General features: G+C 31.4%; 9 protein-coding genes. All 9 read right to left on the bottom strand.

Annotated features, from left to right (window positions below):
* Positions 1–2: 2 nt before the first annotated feature.
* Positions 3–6,980, bottom strand: a complete 6,978-nt coding sequence (locus tag BUB90_RS11060) for a non-ribosomal peptide synthetase (protein ID WP_170865479.1) — start codon at positions 6,978–6,980, stop codon at positions 3–5.
* Between the two features lie 136 nt (positions 6,981–7,116).
* On the bottom strand, positions 7,117–9,669 hold the full coding sequence (locus BUB90_RS11055) for a B12-binding domain-containing radical SAM protein (RefSeq protein ID WP_073287646.1): 2,553 nt from the start codon (positions 9,667–9,669) through the stop codon (positions 7,117–7,119).
* Between the two features lie 56 nt (positions 9,670–9,725).
* Positions 9,726–10,841, bottom strand: coding sequence for an ABC transporter permease (locus tag BUB90_RS11050; protein ID WP_073287644.1), 1,116 nt, complete (start codon positions 10,839–10,841; stop codon positions 9,726–9,728).
* Positions 10,838–11,965: an ABC transporter permease gene (locus tag BUB90_RS11045; protein ID WP_073287642.1), complete on the bottom strand. Its 1,128-nt coding sequence runs from the start codon at positions 11,963–11,965 to the stop codon at positions 10,838–10,840. The genes BUB90_RS11050 and BUB90_RS11045 overlap by 4 nt, the downstream gene beginning before the upstream one ends.
* A gap of 15 nt (positions 11,966–11,980) precedes the next feature.
* On the bottom strand, positions 11,981–12,904 hold the full coding sequence (locus BUB90_RS11040) for an ABC transporter ATP-binding protein (RefSeq protein WP_073287640.1): 924 nt from the start codon (positions 12,902–12,904) through the stop codon (positions 11,981–11,983).
* 26 nt (positions 12,905–12,930) lie between these two features.
* Positions 12,931–13,905 carry an HAAS signaling domain-containing protein gene (locus BUB90_RS11035; RefSeq protein ID WP_073287638.1) on the bottom strand — a complete coding sequence of 325 codons (975 nt, stop codon included), beginning with the start codon at positions 13,903–13,905 and terminating at the stop codon, positions 12,931–12,933.
* Positions 13,898–14,227, bottom strand: coding sequence for a PadR family transcriptional regulator (locus tag BUB90_RS11030; protein WP_073287636.1), 330 nt, complete (start codon positions 14,225–14,227; stop codon positions 13,898–13,900). The genes BUB90_RS11035 and BUB90_RS11030 overlap by 8 nt, the downstream gene beginning before the upstream one ends.
* A 283-nt stretch (positions 14,228–14,510) precedes the next feature.
* A complete protein-coding gene (locus BUB90_RS11025; protein WP_073287634.1) occupies positions 14,511–16,430 on the bottom strand; it encodes a beta-ketoacyl synthase N-terminal-like domain-containing protein in 1,920 nt (639 codons plus the stop codon).
* A 21-nt stretch (positions 16,431–16,451) separates the two neighbouring features.
* Positions 16,452–17,393 (bottom strand): hypothetical protein, encoded by a 942-nt coding sequence (locus BUB90_RS11020; RefSeq protein WP_073287633.1) that lies wholly within the window; start codon positions 17,391–17,393, stop codon positions 16,452–16,454.
* Positions 17,394–17,464: the final 71 nt, after the last annotated feature.

The following is a 17,464-nucleotide window of genomic DNA, read 5'->3' as shown; positions in this document are numbered from 1 at the left end:
TCCTAATTTAACATCTCCAGTAAATTATTTAATTCATCTAGTTCAAACTCCTCTAAGTCTTTAGCACCAACGTCAGATACCGTCTTAATTATTTCTTCGTCACTGGTACAATGTTCTATTATTTCTTGCAAACACGTGTTATAGTGACTTAAAAAGTTGTCAATATAACAATCACTATACCTTCCATTGTCGTATTGAAGTGATATTATTACTGTTTCATTGACAATTTGAGCATCAATCATTATTCCATATACCATTAAATTATCATCTGCTATGTTTTTTCCAGTTGACATATCGACTACTACTAGTTTATTTTCCTTATCCGCTTCCTTGTAATTCAACTCTCCCAAATAGTTAAAAATTACATCTGTTATCAAAGAATCATAATCTTCTAGTAAGCTAATGCCCATACCGTTATTAGGAATAGAACGTAGACATTCTTTTGTCGTGATAATATCGTCTTTGATACAATCCTTTACTGGTATTTCTACAGGATAAATATTAGTAAACCAGCCAATTGTTCCATCATTTTGAACGTTCTTTCCGACATCATGTCTTCCATGACTTTCTAACGATATCACTATATTAGAATTATGTGTGACGTGATACAGAGTTCGCGCCAAAGCAGTAAGTAATAAATCATTTACTTTTGTTGAATATTTCTTTAACGCTTTATGTGTCAGTTTATTTGTCAGTTCAGAATTGACAACACTCTTCTTGTATGACAGAGCGCGGTTTGTTGAAGCATTAAACACAAAACAATCATCCTTTACATAGAACAACTCTGCAGACTTCTTGATTTTGTCCCAATATTTCCTTTCTTTTTCAAATCCTGTATTAGTTGCATACTCGTTGACATGCAAAATCCACGATTTATAGGATATTGTTTTTTTAGTTAATTGTATGCTTTGTTGCATGATTACTTGACTGTATCCCCTATTCAAATCATCTAATAGTATCTTCCACGAAATTGCATCAACAACCAAATGATGTATGGCAATCATTACATAATCTTCTTCTTTACCAGTAAAAATCCCCACTTTCATTAATGGTCCACTTAAAATATTTATCGAACTTTGTATTACTTCACATAATTTTTCAATAATATCACTCTGTGATTCTTTATTATACGATGAGATGTCATGATACTCTATATCATATAAATTTGCTTCCTCAACAGGCATGATTACTTGTTCCTCTCCTTGATACGTAGATCTAAGCATATCATGTTTTTCTACAATTGCATGAAGAACTCTTTCCAAAGCCTGCTTGTCTAACTTCTTAGTTCTTAACATAATGGATTGATTAAAATGATTTCTGTTTTTTAAATTCCACTTAAAAAATTTCCTTTGAATATGTGATAATGGACATACTCCATTAACATTCTCTTCTACGTTTTGAGTTTTCCCCTGTTTTTCCATATGTTTTGCAATCTCAGAAACTGTACTATACAACATGATGTCTTTCACTGTCACTGAATACCCATCTTCACGTATTTGGGATACTAATCGTATTGCCTTAATAGAATCTCCTCCCAAATCAAAGAAATCGTCTTTCGTACTTACCGCGCTACACTGCAACACGTCTTGGAATGCCCTTAATAAGATACGTTCTTCCTCGTTACTAAAAGTTATGATTTCATCCGATTCTACGTAGATAGGCTTCTGTAATTTAGATTTATCAACTTTTCCATTTCGATTCAATACAATTGACTTAGTCTGTATAATATGCACTGGTATCATATAAGTTGGTAAAATAGTTTTTATTTGTTGCTTTACTTCACTACTTGAAATATTACTCTCCGATACATAATACGAGCATATTATTTTATCACCGGAAAAATCCTCAGTAACAATTGTAATGGCATCTTCCACTCCGTAGCATTGCTTAATAGCACTATCAATTTCAGCCAATTCAATTCGATATCCACGAATTTTAACTTGCTCATCAACTCGTCCGAGATATTCGATCTTACCATCTGGTAACCAACGTCCTATATCACCCGAAGCATAGATTTTCCCTTCTCCATATGGATTTTTTATGAACTTTTTATTGGTTAATTCTATTTGGTTTAGATATCCTCTTGCTAAACCTATGCCACCAATATATATTTCTCCTGGGATACCAATTCCACATAATTTGTTATTGCTCAATATGTATACTTGTGTATTATCAATTGGTATACCAATGGGTACACTATTCCGATCAAATGCCTTGTCTGTATATTTCCAATGCGTAGCACATACAGTTGTTTCTGTTGGTCCATACGCATTGATATATTGAACTGTATTTGGAATTTTATTTAGTAATTTTTTGCTTGACTCTGATCCTGCAGTAATTAGTAAACGTGGTTCAAAGTTCTTAAGTGATAAATAGTATTGTGGAGGTAACGTAGCAACTGTAACCTTATTTGTCTGACAATACTCTTCGAATTTTTCTGTGTCCATCATTAAATCGGGTGGCAACACGACTAATGTAGCTCCTGTTAATAAAGCCATAGTTATTTCCCATACACTTGCGTCAAAGGAAATATTGGCAAATTGTAATATATTATCATTTTTATCAATATGATAATTGCTTTGAAAGAAGTTTGCCAGATTAACAACCCCTTTATTTTCTACCATAACCCCTTTAGGTTTGCCTGTTGTTCCTGATGTGTATATGATATATGCTAAATCTGATAACCCAGCATTTCCAATAACATTTCTTGTTGTTTTCAAATGATACATTTCCTCTAAGCGTAAACTTGGAACTTCTGAATCAATTTGCACATGATAAGTCAAGATAATCTTAGGTTTACAATCTGATATCATGTAGTTAATTCTTTCCTTGGGATAACCTGGATCAATTGGTATATATGTTGCACCAGACTTAATGATGCCCAGAATTCCTATAATCATTTCCACACTACGTTCTGCCATTATACCCACAATATCCATCTTTGTAACTGAACGATTTTGTAACTCTTCTGCTACTGCATTCGCCCTGTCATTCAAGTCTTTATAAGTAAGCTTTTTATTTTTGAAAACTAATGCAATATGATTTGGTTGCTTCTCTACAATGTTTTCAAATACCTTCTGAATACTACTCTCTTCGTAATTAGCACTACAGGCTTTGTTAAACTCATGAATTATTCTTTTTTCTTCGAAGGTATTGACTCCATTAATTTCTCCTAATGTTTTATCGCTATACAGTGTGATTTCCGATAATATCTCAATATAATGAGCTAGCATATACTGCATATTCCATTCAGAAAACAGCTTATCACAATACTCAAATGTAATACGATAGCTTCTATCAACCTTGTGAATAATTACTGTTAGATCATTTTTACATGATTTATTCCATTCATCTTTAGCAAGCTCATGACAGCTCATACCATCTAATTTCGGTATTTCTTCATTATAATCTTGAAATACAAACATAACATCATAGAGTGGATTATGAGATAATTCTCTCTTTACACCAGATAAAGCAACGATTTGTTCAAAAGGCAATCGTTGATTATCATACACTTCTATACACTGTTGTTGCAATTCAAAAAGAAAGTCGAGATAACTATGATTTTCTTTACAGTGTCCTCTATAAATAATCGTATTCACAAACATTCCCATAATGGACTCCAGATCTTTATGGGTTCTTCCCGAAACGACACTTCCTATTAAAATATCTTCCTGACCAGAATATTTACTCAATAGCAACATTAATGCACTCATATAAATCATAAAATCTGTACAACCTGTTTTTTTCGCAAGTTCATGAATATTGTCAACATTATCAATAGACATGTATTCTGATATAGATCTTCCTTCAAAACTCTGTAATGCCGGTCTCTGATAATCAACCGGTAAATTAAACGGTTCCACCTCTGTTGATAACCTCTCACGCCAATACAAATTTTCATGAATGAACTCTTCTTTCCTTATCCAAGCGGCATAATCCTTAAATTGAATATCTGATGAAGTAGGCTTTTCTCCATTATATAGCCTTGTAAATTCCCTCCAAAATATATTCATGCTAATGCCATCCATTATAATATGATGAAAGTTTAAAAATACAATACTTGTATTATCAGCAGTATATCCTATTAGCACACGCATTAATGGATCCTTATTCAAATTAAATGGGCGATTAAATGTAAGCATAATATCGTCTATCCTGTTCATTTCTAAATTCATGAAAGTAAGACATATCTCTTCTTTTTCTTTAATATGTGCCATTGTTTCCCCATTAATAATATGAAAACATGTTCGGAATATCTCATTTCGTTGAACGATATCTTCTAAAGCTTCTTGTACCCGTAATTTGTCTAATAACCCATTAACTTTATATACACAAGGAAGATTATATGCGATACCTGTTTCATCCATTTGTGCTACCATAAATAATCGTTGCTGAGGTGATGTTATAGGATAATATTCTTGTTTCTCAACTTTTGTAATAGGATTGTATGAAACTTTTTTCCCTTGTTCCAACAATGCTGCTATTCTCGCAGGCGTTTTCTCTTTAAAAATATCCTTGTTAAGTAAGCGAATTTGTACTTTCTCTTCAATCATATTTACCAGAATGCCCACGCCAATAGAATGTCCACCAAGTTCAAAAAATGACTCGTTTATACCAACATTGTTCAATTTAAGTATTTCCTCAAAACACTGGCATGCTAGTTTCTCATATTCTGTGGTTGGCGGTTCATATATTCGATCATCTCTACGCATGTTATTAAGCAGAGCATGTTTATCAATTTTTCCATTTCGTGTTACTGGTATTGCTTCAACTTGTATCATATGATTAGGAATCATATAATATGGTAATGTTTTCTCCAAAAAATCGCGCATATCCTCCATATTTAATATACAATTAGCTACCATACATGCATAAATTACATTCTCACCATTCGTATCTTTGTGCGTGAATATTGCGACATCATTAATGCTTGTATTTTTTCGAATTGCATATTCAATCTCACCCAGCTCAATTCGAAATCCCCTAATCTTAACTTGCATATCTATTCTTCCAATAAATTCTATATTCCCATTTGGAAGCCATCTACCTAGATCTCCTGTTCGATATAGTTTCCCACTACCAAATTTATTTTCTATAAATTTCTGATTGGAAAGTTCTGGTTGATTGATATATCCTCGAGCAACTCCTACGCCTGAAACACATATCTCACCAGGTATTCCAACTCCACATAATTTATCATTATCTAAAATATATACCTGTGTATTTGCTATTGGCTTACCAATAGGAATGTTTCCTGAACATGCTTCTTTTTCATCATATCTCCAATGAGTTGCACAAACTGTTGTTTCTGTTGGTCCATAAGCATTAACATAATGACAACACTCTTTATACTTATGTATTAATTTTTCATTCGCCTCTGAACCGGCAGTTATTAACAACCTTACTGCAAAGTTCTTTAGCGCCATACAATAAATCGGCGGAAGTGTAGCTACCGTAACTTTCTTTTCTTTACAATATAGCTCAAATTTCTCTGTATCTGCAATTGTATCTGTTGGTACTAAAATTAAAGTAGCACCGTTCAATAATGCCATAGTAATTTCCCATACAGAAGCATCAAAAGATATGTTGGCAAACTGTAGAATTTTATCTTCCTTTGTAATTCTATATTCCTGACAAAAGAAGCTTTTCAAACTAACTACCCCTCTATGCTCAACCATAACTCCTTTGGGTTTCCCCGTACTACCTGATGTATAAATAATATATGCTAAATCATTTTGAGAATTAGCGATCTTGAAATTTTCGCCACCATTATTCCATAAATCTTTATTTTTTAAATCAATAATTTGTATATTACTTGGTATTTGCTCCTTATAATAATCCGTAATAATTTGCTTCGGTTTACTATCTAATAGAATATATTTTATTCTTTCCGCTGGATATGTTGGATCAATCGGCAAATAAGCTGCGCCTGATTTCAATACTCCAATAATACTCGCAATCATATTTATGCTTCTGTCAACCATAATACCTACAATATCATTCGCTTGTACTCCTACAGTCCGAAGTTGAAAAGCAATACAATTTGACTTTTGATTTAACTCCTGATACGTAACGGACTCGTTATTAATAACAACAGCTGTGTGATTACCACATAAAGCAACCTGTCTCTCAAATAGTTCGGGAATTGTCATATCGTCTGGATAGGTAAGTGTTGTATTGTTATAATAATTCAGAATACTATTTTTTTCCTCCTCTGTAATGATATCAATATCTCCTACGCTACTATTACTTTTATCAATAATTTCATGTAGAGTTTTTACATAATGATTAAGTATATACTGTACTGTCACGTCCATATATAATTCTTTATTATATTGTATATACACCTCATTTTCATTTCCCTTTTCTATTACACATAACGTTATGTCCGCATACAAGGGGTTTTCTTTTTTATCACTTGTATCAGTATTGGCATTATGTATATCGCTATAGATAAATTGAACCGTAAGAATTTGTTTATCTACCATAAGCACATCTAATTCACTTCTATTATCTATATTCCGAATAAATTCTTTATGATATTGATTTGCCTCCATAATAATATCTGAGACATCACATAGTGTATTGTTAACGGATTTGCTTTTATCCATACTTACTTTGTAAACAAGTACATTACTTACAAAATCATACAAGTTCTTTACTTCTACATTCGACCAGTCCTCTATCGGACTATGCACGATGACTTTAGATTCTCTTGTATAATTATTTAATAGAATCATTAGTGCCGATAAAAAGATGCTCTTCTTTGATACTTTTACTGTTTCATGAAACTTATCTATTGCTTCACATAAACCTTTATCCAACGTTTTTTCAAATATTTTCTTACTTAAAGAAACCTCTTGAACTAAGGAATAATCAGCAGGAAAACCAATAAAACAATCCTCCTCTATTAATCCAGGATAATTATTTTTTTGTATACTATATATTAGATGTTTTTGCTTTGTGTATTCTCTCATTACCATTTTTTATGTACAAGTATAATTATACATATACTCCTTTCGCAAATCATAAGTTTCAACAGTACCATATCAAATAGTAAGAAGAAGAGTAGAAAAAACGAAACAGTATTTTTTCTTCTCCTCTTTTACTTAACTATATATGTGTATATAAATACTCTGTCAATTCATCTGTCCCGCTAGAACGATAATCAAATTTACTTAATAAGTTCTGCAATTGCTCCATATAACAAGCCACTTGATTTTGTAACTCCTCCATTGACATACTATCAACCAAGTATTTTGTCATTCCTGAATTGTCATCTCCCTGTTCCTTTCCATAACCGATCAATCGTTTTGCTATTTCTATGTCATACTCTCCAGTCACACATACTAAGCTAATACAATCATTTAGTAATCGATTTTCTATACCTATCTTCTTCTTAATAGCTTTCTTAATAGATATAAAACTCGCAAGCTGCTTAAATAATCTGATTTTGGCATAATTCCTGATTTTTTCGCTTCGTTCAGACTTTTCACAAATATCTTCATACTCTTCTTCCACTTCCCCACCTATAACAATCACTGTCTCAGTGTAATTCTTTCGATTACTCATAAAAGAATCAAGCTCTTTCTTCCATTCTGTTCCACCTAATTTAAGATACTCTTTCTTATGTACCTTTATCTTCCCCCAATTGATTACTTCTGTTAATGAAAATGCCTTCGATTTATTCGATATCGTAACAGGTTCACATCGATACGCCATTATCTGAATAAATCGTTCAAAATCTTGTCTGTTATGCAGGTACAGCAATTCAATTGGGTTGCCCTCAAAACTGGAATGTATTAGAAAGTCATTATCCGAGGTCATAAAATTATTCTGCTTCTCCTGTATAGCAAATCCACGAAAAGCAACATTATTATATATTTCAGATGTAGACATCCCCTTAGAAACGGATAAGGAAAGTTGAGGATACTTATACAAAAGCAAATCGTATAACTCTATTCCATAACATTTGAATTGCTTTTTTTGTGATTTTACTTTGAAAAGAGAATCAAACATTCCTAGTGATTCCATAATCCGATGATACATTCCGGTTTTTTCTATATACAAATCACTATTTTCTACATAGTTACGAATAATATCAAAAAACTCTCCTATTTCATCATGTTTTGGTAAAACACCACCAACCGTCTTATTTTTAAAGAATTTTATCATCTTTTCCGAATTATTTGTAAAAATAGCATAGTATAATTTTAAGATATCATTATTGAATTCCTCTATAAGTAAGTCAACTGCTTCATAAATAAAAGAATAGCAAAAGTTAAACAAATACATAATAAATACATTCAAATACTGTATTTCTTTCGTCCCATTCTTTTTAATGTTATAATAGCTAAGAAATATCTTTTTGTGATTTTTTACTAACTCATCAACTTCCTTACATCTTGTATAGTCACTATTATTAAAATCCATTCCACGGTATTCGTTGAATGCTAATTCATCAAAATAGTCTTCCCCCATTTTAGTACCAGGCAAAAATGCCAGTGGCCATAATTCTATGAGAAATTTTGATTTTGATTTTCTATTCGTGGCAGTTTTCCTAATTTTATATATCATATATAACGTATCATTTAGGTCAGATTCATTTTCCATCGGATATCCATAAATAAATGAGAAAACAGCAGATATGTCACTTTCTATTAAGCCAGCCAATACCTCATCCACTTTTTCCAGCTTTAAATTCTTATTAACTGCTTTTTGAACGGTCTTTGAGCCAGTCTCTATGCCGAAGAATATACCAACACAACCTGATTTTGACATCTTCATTAGTATATCTTTGTTTACCGTATCAATTCTGGCACTACATTTCCATGTAATCTTTAAGTTTCTACGAATTAATTCATCACAAAAATCAAAGATATACTTTTCATTAAATGTAAATAAATCATGCTGAAAATTAAAATCATTTATCCCTAATGATTTCATATAAAACTCAACTTCAGAGATAATTTTATCTACACTTTTAACTCTAAAATGATTTCCCCAAAATTGTTGCGTCGAACAAAATGCACAGCGGAACGGACAACCTCTCCCTCCTTCAATATCAAGTGATTTCATAGCTTGTATCTTATCATTTTCATTTCCTATTTTATTGAAATCAATCACTGCAATATCTTCAAGATCAACAACATCTTTTCTATCCCAATTACATATGATTTGATCACCTTTTCTAAATGCAATACCATTCACTGTATCAACATCATTATTGAATATACCGTCCATTAACTTAATAATAGTTTTTTCGCCTTCTCCTAGTCCAACATAATCAACAAACGAGAAATCCATTAATGTTTCTTTTCCAACCATAGTTGCGTGCGGACCTGCGAATACTATTTTTATATTCGGTTGTAATTCTCGAATCCTTTTTCCTAAGTAGACGGCGATATGATAATTATTGCACATTGTATAGATACTGATTAGGTCCGTATTCTTTTGTATAATATAGTTTGACATATTTTCGATATTAACTAATAAAGACTCATCTTTCAAAATACCTTCATAATATATATCGTTAAAGTCACATATCTCAACGTCATATTTATCACTTTTTTTTACAATGAAATATAGCGAAAGAATTCCCAAAGGAATCTGAACTCTCTTTAAGCTTGTAAAATCATATAGATTCACAAACATTATTTTTTTCATGCGCTTCACCCATCCTTTGCAATTAGCATCAAGACAATTCGTTACTTCTGTACTTCTTACTCCGCTGCATTAACTTTTTTTGCAAATGCTAAAACTAGCATAATAATTGAAGAAAACAACAATAACAGCATTTGAATGTAACAACTGGATAAGCTTTTTCCTTCAAGAACATTGGTTGCAGCTTGCATATACCATCTGGTCGGCAAAAATTTCCCAATATTTTGAAGTGTACTTGGCATATAATCAAATGGCCATAAACATCCTCCTAACATTAGCATAGGCATTGTCAGTAACGTTACAAAAGCATTAACATGCGATGACTTCTTTGCATATCTTGAAATAATAATACCTATAGATATACATGATAATGCAAAAAATAAGGACAATAATACTAATTGTAGGAATACACCTGAGAAATCCATCTGATATCCCTTCCATAAAATAAGTAAGACAACTACAATTTGTATTAATGAAACAAGGATAAAACTCAAGATATTTTGTATGAAATAACTTTTCAAAGACACTGGTGTTGTGGCAATTCTTGTAAACACATTTGATTCCTTATCTTTAAGAATTAAAGTAGTCGCTGACATCATTAACAGCATCAGACCCATTGCAAAAAATCCAATTGATAATGTTCTTCTCTGTGTTCCTTCCTCTTGACCACCGAACTTTAAGTTTTCAATTTGAATTGAGCCATTTAAGTACTTTTCCATACAAGCGTAAAAAACTTCTTCGTCTGATTGAGCGGAATTACCTATTGTCTTCACTGAATTAAAAAAGCTACTTATCGAAATTTTAATTGGCTCAGTTGCATTTGTTCCTTCTATACAATAAAAGTCAACTTGTGCCTCCTTACCCTCAATAACCTGTTGTGTAAACCCACTTTCGATAATAATACTGCAATCAAACTGGTTATTTATTAAAGAATTTTGAATGTCTTCTTCTTTACATTCAACTAATTTAATTGTATCTGACTTAGCTTGGAGCTCTTGCAAAAACATTTCAGTTAGTTTAGTATTATCCTTATCAATATAAGCTACTTTATATACCGCACCACCAGAAGATCCAACAATTACAACCACTGTCAATAATACTGGAATAACTAGCATAAATATTAAATTTAATTTGTTTTTGAAAATACGTTTAATATTACTAAATAATATTGTCAAATACTTCGCCTCCTTGCTGCAATAATTGAAATAGTTGATAAAATAAGCGTTCCTCCAAATAGCATCAACACACTCATAAGCACAAGATTTTTGTCCCCATCATAAATTGTATTAAAAAATGCAGTATGTGCCCATTGGCTAGGAGACAAATATTTGATATTACCAAAATCAATCTTTATATAACCTCCCGCAATAAACGTAAAAATAGGTACAAGCAGATTCGTTAATGCACCAGCACGATTGATATCTCCAAAAAGAATGCAAAACATTGCTCCCATTGCTGTTGCAAACATAGATGCCAAGAAGGTAAATCCAATGATTGGCAATAGGCTACTCCCCCAATTTACATCTAAAATATAATTAGTAAATAAAACCATTACTAATCCCTGGATAAAATTTGACAAGCAAGCTCCAATCATCTTCCCTGCATATTGATGAATCGGATTGACCGGAGTACTTCTAATTCTTTTACCCATAACATCAATATAATCCTCACCAACTAACTCACATCCATATGCAGCACCAGAAAGGAGGGTTAAGACAAGAATGGTTACCGCATAATAGTCAATTGCTTTAGGTTTTTTACCATCAATTGAAATACTATTTGTTTTCACAACCTCTGTTGTATCAAATTCTACTGGATTTTTAGTTACTCCAATCACTGCTACTGAAGTATTATATATATTGGCATAGGAATCCATAATGTTTTGTACAACTGTCAATCGATAGTCTGAATACTCACTTGAATATATCTTTATAGCGTTTTTTTCTTCTGATTGTGCTTTCTTAGTAAAATATTTATCTAATACTATAAAAGATGAAATTTTATCATTAATCACCATTTCTTCTGCTTCCTCTATAGATGATACTTCAACCAAATGAATTAATTTGTTAATGGATTCGGTTTCTTTGAGCATCTCAATTACTGTATCACCGGTACTACCTTCATCAAGATTCAAATATCCTACTTCAATAATATCCATACTTGAAACTTCAAATGATCCCTTCAAAGCAGCTCCCAAAATTATTATTGCTATTATTGGTACAAATATTTTTACAATATTTGATTTTCTATCTTTAAGAACTCTTTTTATTGTATAATAAGCAATATCTATAATATTCATCCATATCCTCCATATCTAATCTCTTAGTGTTTTTCCTGTCAATGAAAGAAAAGCGGCTTCCAACGTTGGTTGTTCAATGTTAATGCTTATTATTTTTATATTCGCTTTCACTAGCTTTTCAATGATTATAGCAAGATTATCAATCTCTTTTTTCGATTTAATCGTCACAGTATCACCACTTATAGATAAGCTAATTACCCCCTCTATATCATTAATTAATTCAATGCTTTTTTCTATTTCATCTTCAAGTTGTAGTCTAACTAACTTTTCCGTAAGAACTTCATTCTTAATGCTATCACTAGTGCCTTCAATGATTAATTCCCCATTATCAATAATAGCAACCTTCGTACAAATTTCTTCTATCTCTTCCATATAATGTGACGTGTAAATAACGGTAGTACCCGATTCATTCAACTTCTTAATTGTCTCAAGAATATTGTTTCTAGATTGCGGATCAACACCTACTGTAGGTTCATCCATAATAAGCAATTGGGGCTCATGTACAATTGCACATGCAATATTAAGTCGTCTCTTCATTCCCCCTGAGTACTTCTTCGGACTTTCCTTTCTACGTTCCCATAGTCCAGTGAATTCCATTGCTTTTTTAACAGACTCCTTTAACTTATCACCTCTTAGCCCATACAGTTTTCCAAAAAACATTACATTATCATAGGCATTTAGTTCATTACATACTGCAATATCTTGTGGAACATATCCTATCTTTTTCTTAATTATACGGTTTAATTTCTTTTCAAATATTTCTATTGTTCCGCTATCAACCTTTGTTAGTCCTAAAATCATGTTAATAAATGTTGATTTTCCTGCTCCATTTGGGCCCAATAATCCTAATATTTCATTTTCCTCTAGTTGTAAGCTAATATCATTAACGGCTACTAATTTATTGTATTTTTTAGTTATTTTTTTAACATCTAGAATCAATTTACTTACCTCCTAATTATTTAAGTTTATTTACTTTTTAAATTATATTTAATACTTGACGAAATACTTCTCTTAATGGAATCAAATGCAAATATAACAATTACAATAATATAAACGGTTTTCAAATATGTCATATCTTCAGTAATCAACTGTATATTAGGATCGTTTAACTGATAAAAAGCAAGTACATTTAAAACGGCCCATAATAAAACAAATCTAATATAGGATAAAACAATACCTTCTGATGTTTTGTGAAGTAACATAGAAACAAGATAAAAAATCACATGTAGTAATGTTGTAAATAAGATAATCATAGATATAACTCTACAAACCTCATTATCTGCTTTGAATACATTTTCTTGATTTGTACTTGCTATAACAAATAACGTGTTGTATTTTTTTAATATAATACCTTCCACTAATAGCACTATTGTACTTACTAGAAATTGAATGAAATTATTTTTTCTTGATCTTGAACGAAAGAAACTGATACTCGCTAAATTAGTCTCTTTGTTTGCACTATAGATGAAGCGTGCAACTTTATAATTGTCCTGTTTCCCACGCATTCCGATTGCAAAAGGTAATAATAAGCCTAAATCAATTATTAAAATGATACCAATACTTAATACTCGTAAAATAATCTGATTACTATCGGAATAAGATTCTAAGAATTCAAAACCATTTACACCATTAACAATCATAAAAAGATAAATACTTGTACTAATAACAAAAACAACACCCAGAATTACGGAAAAAAACTTTTTATTTGGCAAGGAAGTATCTTCCAATTCATTCATGTATTTGTTTGCTATTTCCTTTGCTGTACCAAATTTGTTAATAACTATTTGTACATTTTCTTCATTTACAATCCCATACAAACTTTTTGTCTCATCCTGAATATAATTTTGTATTTCTCGAATAATATCTTCTTTATCACTATCTTCATTCATATAAAGATAACGATTTACTTCACTCAAATACTCTTTCAAATTGCTAGTCATCTAATCTCCCCTTTACTTTTTTCATAATCTCACATTGTTGTTCCCATAAATAGTTAAGCTGTCTTCGAATCTCGCTTCCAGTCTCAGTAATCTTATACTGCTTTTGTGGTTGCCCTTCTGTTAGCAACCATTGACTTTGAGCCCAGTCATTTTTCTCAAAACGACATAGTAATGGATATAAAGTATTTGCCTCGACTGAATCATATCCAATCTCTCTCAATTTCTTCAACAATCCATAACCATGAATAGGCTCGTCGAGTAACTCCAAAACAATTAATTGAAGATAACCTCTACTCATCTCTGTAACAAGTTTTGCTTCCATATTACACCTTCTCTCATTTTCATGTAATTTCACTACAGAAGTTATAAACATATAATTTAAATAAATACATAAAACTTAACATGATACAAACTATTGTGTCACACACATTAGTATGCATCACATATACACTATATTATTCCAAATATTGTTTTATGTCAATTTATTTTTCTATTATTTTACTATTATTAGTTTATTTTGCCTACGTGTTTACATCTTCTTCTGATAATTAAATATACATGTGAGAATAAATGTGTGAATAAACAACTTAATAATATAAGATATATTAGGACATTAGTTTTTCATTTTTAGTAAAATCATCAAATATACAACATCGTTTTCTATCAAATTGATAGTTAGGTAATGGACATATTCTTGCATTACTTTCCGAATACAAATTCCCAAATTTGTACTTCTCACCTTGAACAAATTGAGAAGCAATACTAGCTAATCTATCTTGATCATCAATAATATGTACCGTACTCTTCTTCGAATTTTCTATTTTTTTGTTAGTTTCTCCATAGTAAACGCTATTCGTAACAGTACCGTTTTTCGCAAATTCTATTAATTTGTTTTTTAGTTCATCGATATTACTAGTCACAATAGCTAGCCGAATTTCTGAATACAGCTCTCTACCAACCGCAGCTGTATAGCATATATCTAACAAACTTGATTTAACTTCACCGGAAAGAAATTCAATAAACTTGTTTAAATTGCTTTTGAATGCTACTTGTGATTTTGCAGTTAATACAAATAAATATTCTTTCTGAGGAAATTGCTTAGTATCTCTTACTGGAGCTTCCTCATAGACTGTAAAGGCGTTATTTCCACCATAAGCAAAAGAATATGCGGCAAAAGAATGTTTTTCATTCTCTAGTCTGTCCCATTGTTTTTTTATATCATTAATATAAAAAGCAGAGTTTGCGAAATTAAACATTGTATTTGGTTTCATAAAATGATATATAGGTGGTATTATATTATTTTTCATGGATAAAATCCCCTTAATAGCACCTAAAACACCAATAGCAGCTTGTGTATATCCTACGTTTGGAGACATACTTCCAATCGCACAGAATTGCTTTTTATTCGTCAAAGATTTGAATGCTTCATTAATTCCAGAAGTTTGTATAATCTCTTCAATTCTTTGAGCATATCCTTCTCCTTCAATATAGCCAATACTTTCTACATTAACATCTAATTTTTTAAACAAATCTGTAATCATATTTTTTATTGATACCGCACTACTAGATAAAAATCCCACTTCAGATCCTGTATTCATAATACTTCCACCTTTGAGAATTGCATGTATATTGTCTCCATCCTCAAGCGCCTTGCGCAGTGGCTTTAACAGTAATGCTCCAGCACCCTCACCAAGATAGGATCCTCCAGGATTATCATCATATGGTTTTTGTATTATATCATTTTCATGCTCGTGTATTAAATCTGTTCCTGGTACTCGAATACACGGCTTATAACTAACATTAATTCCTCCAATAAGTACCATATCACATTTCTTATCTAATAAAGACTGATACCCATTTAAGATTGCCATACTAGAGGAGGCACAGCTCAAATCTAGCACATACGACGGTCCTCGCAAATTAAATTGCCTAGATATCCTCGTTGCTAAGCCACTTGACCAGTTAAAATATAATTCTTCATTACCACCAATTCCATTGTGCATAATAAGGGCAGGATGCGATACTATAAGTTCACTTAAAAAGTTATTACCAATATATACACCAGTTTTATTCTGAACCAATCTCTCACCCAAATATCCAGCATCCTCCAAAGCTCTATATGCAGTCTCTAACATAATTCTTTGTCCCGGTGCCATTCCTTTTGCTTCTTCTTTTGTCAACCCAAATAATTCATAATCAAAATCAAAGAGATTGTCAATAAATGATCCTTTGCTATGAGTGGCTATATCATCAAGACAATGTTCAGGTAGGACCTTTTCAAAGCTGTAAACTCGATCTAACTTGCAACGGTCAATCCAAGTTTTTTTATTCTCTAGTCCATTCCAATATAAGTTATAATCATCTTCTTTTCGAAATCGACACCCCATTCCTATAACAGCGACATCCGTTTCCTTTGAGTCTTTATAATTTACTTTTTTGACCAATTCAAGCGCTATATCTTTTTTAATGTTTCCATTTTTGTATTCATTTAGGATGTATTTACTTAACTCTTTTTCGTCTATCATACTATTCTCCTACCCGCAATATCAAATTACAAAACTATCCGTGTTACATAAAGTCTCTACTTTCAAGTTTCGAATTCTATATAGTATTTCCTCTGTTGATACTTTTTTATATGTGAGAATTTTTTTCAAATATTCATATGCCTTTTCTATATCCGTATTTTGAGGATTTTCTTTCTCTGATAACACTTTTAGATTTGTATAATTTTGAATTACCTCTTGTTCATAATCTGAATAGTTTTCATTATTGTTTTTTGTGGCTGCTGCAATACCAAACATCCGATTAATTATCACTTGAATATTAAAGAACTTTTTATATAACAAATTTTCCAATATCCAATTTGGATCATCTTCAACATCTAAATAACTACAACGGATTTCACTATTTTTATTACATAATTCTTTTGATAATCGATTATTCGGTCCAATTTCAATTAAAAATTCTACTCCTACCTCTGTTAGTCTTCTCAGACAAGCTTCTTCATCAAATTCCGCTTCATTATATATATTATTTTGAATTCGTACCAAATCTTGTTCTTCAATTGAATGTATCTCTTTTGATACTTCTATAATGGAATACTTTTTAGTATAAGATTTGATATTTGAACAAGACGATCCCGCTTGTATAATATGTACTGCTTCTTCTAACGTAATAGACTTTTCGCATACTAAAGCAGCTAACAGACCGATTCCCTCTGTTATTAAGTACTTTGGTGTTATTGCATATATATCAGTAAATAGTTCATAATTAATAACTTGGGCTATGAAGACACAGAGATTCTTTTCTTCTTGCGTCAACCTTGTATCACTCATATCGTCAAATAGACTTATAATAATATCTTTTTTTATTATTGTCTCTAATGCCTTGTATAACTCTCTCGCTCTAGAGAAATTGATATGTAATTCTTTACCCATCCCAGGAAAAAAAGATTCATCTCCTGGAAAAATTACTGCTAGATTATTCATAGATGCTCCTATTCTACGTTCCTTGTTATAAAACATTGGCTGTTCAGAATCTAAAATTATATTTTAGATTC

The organism is Anaerosporobacter mobilis DSM 15930, assembly GCF_900142955.1.
In the GTDB taxonomy this organism is placed as follows: Bacteria; Bacillota; Clostridia; order Lachnospirales; family Lachnospiraceae; genus Anaerosporobacter; species Anaerosporobacter mobilis.
The sequence above is the reverse complement of the archived record's forward strand: the minus strand, read 5'-3'. Positions and strand labels throughout refer to the sequence as shown.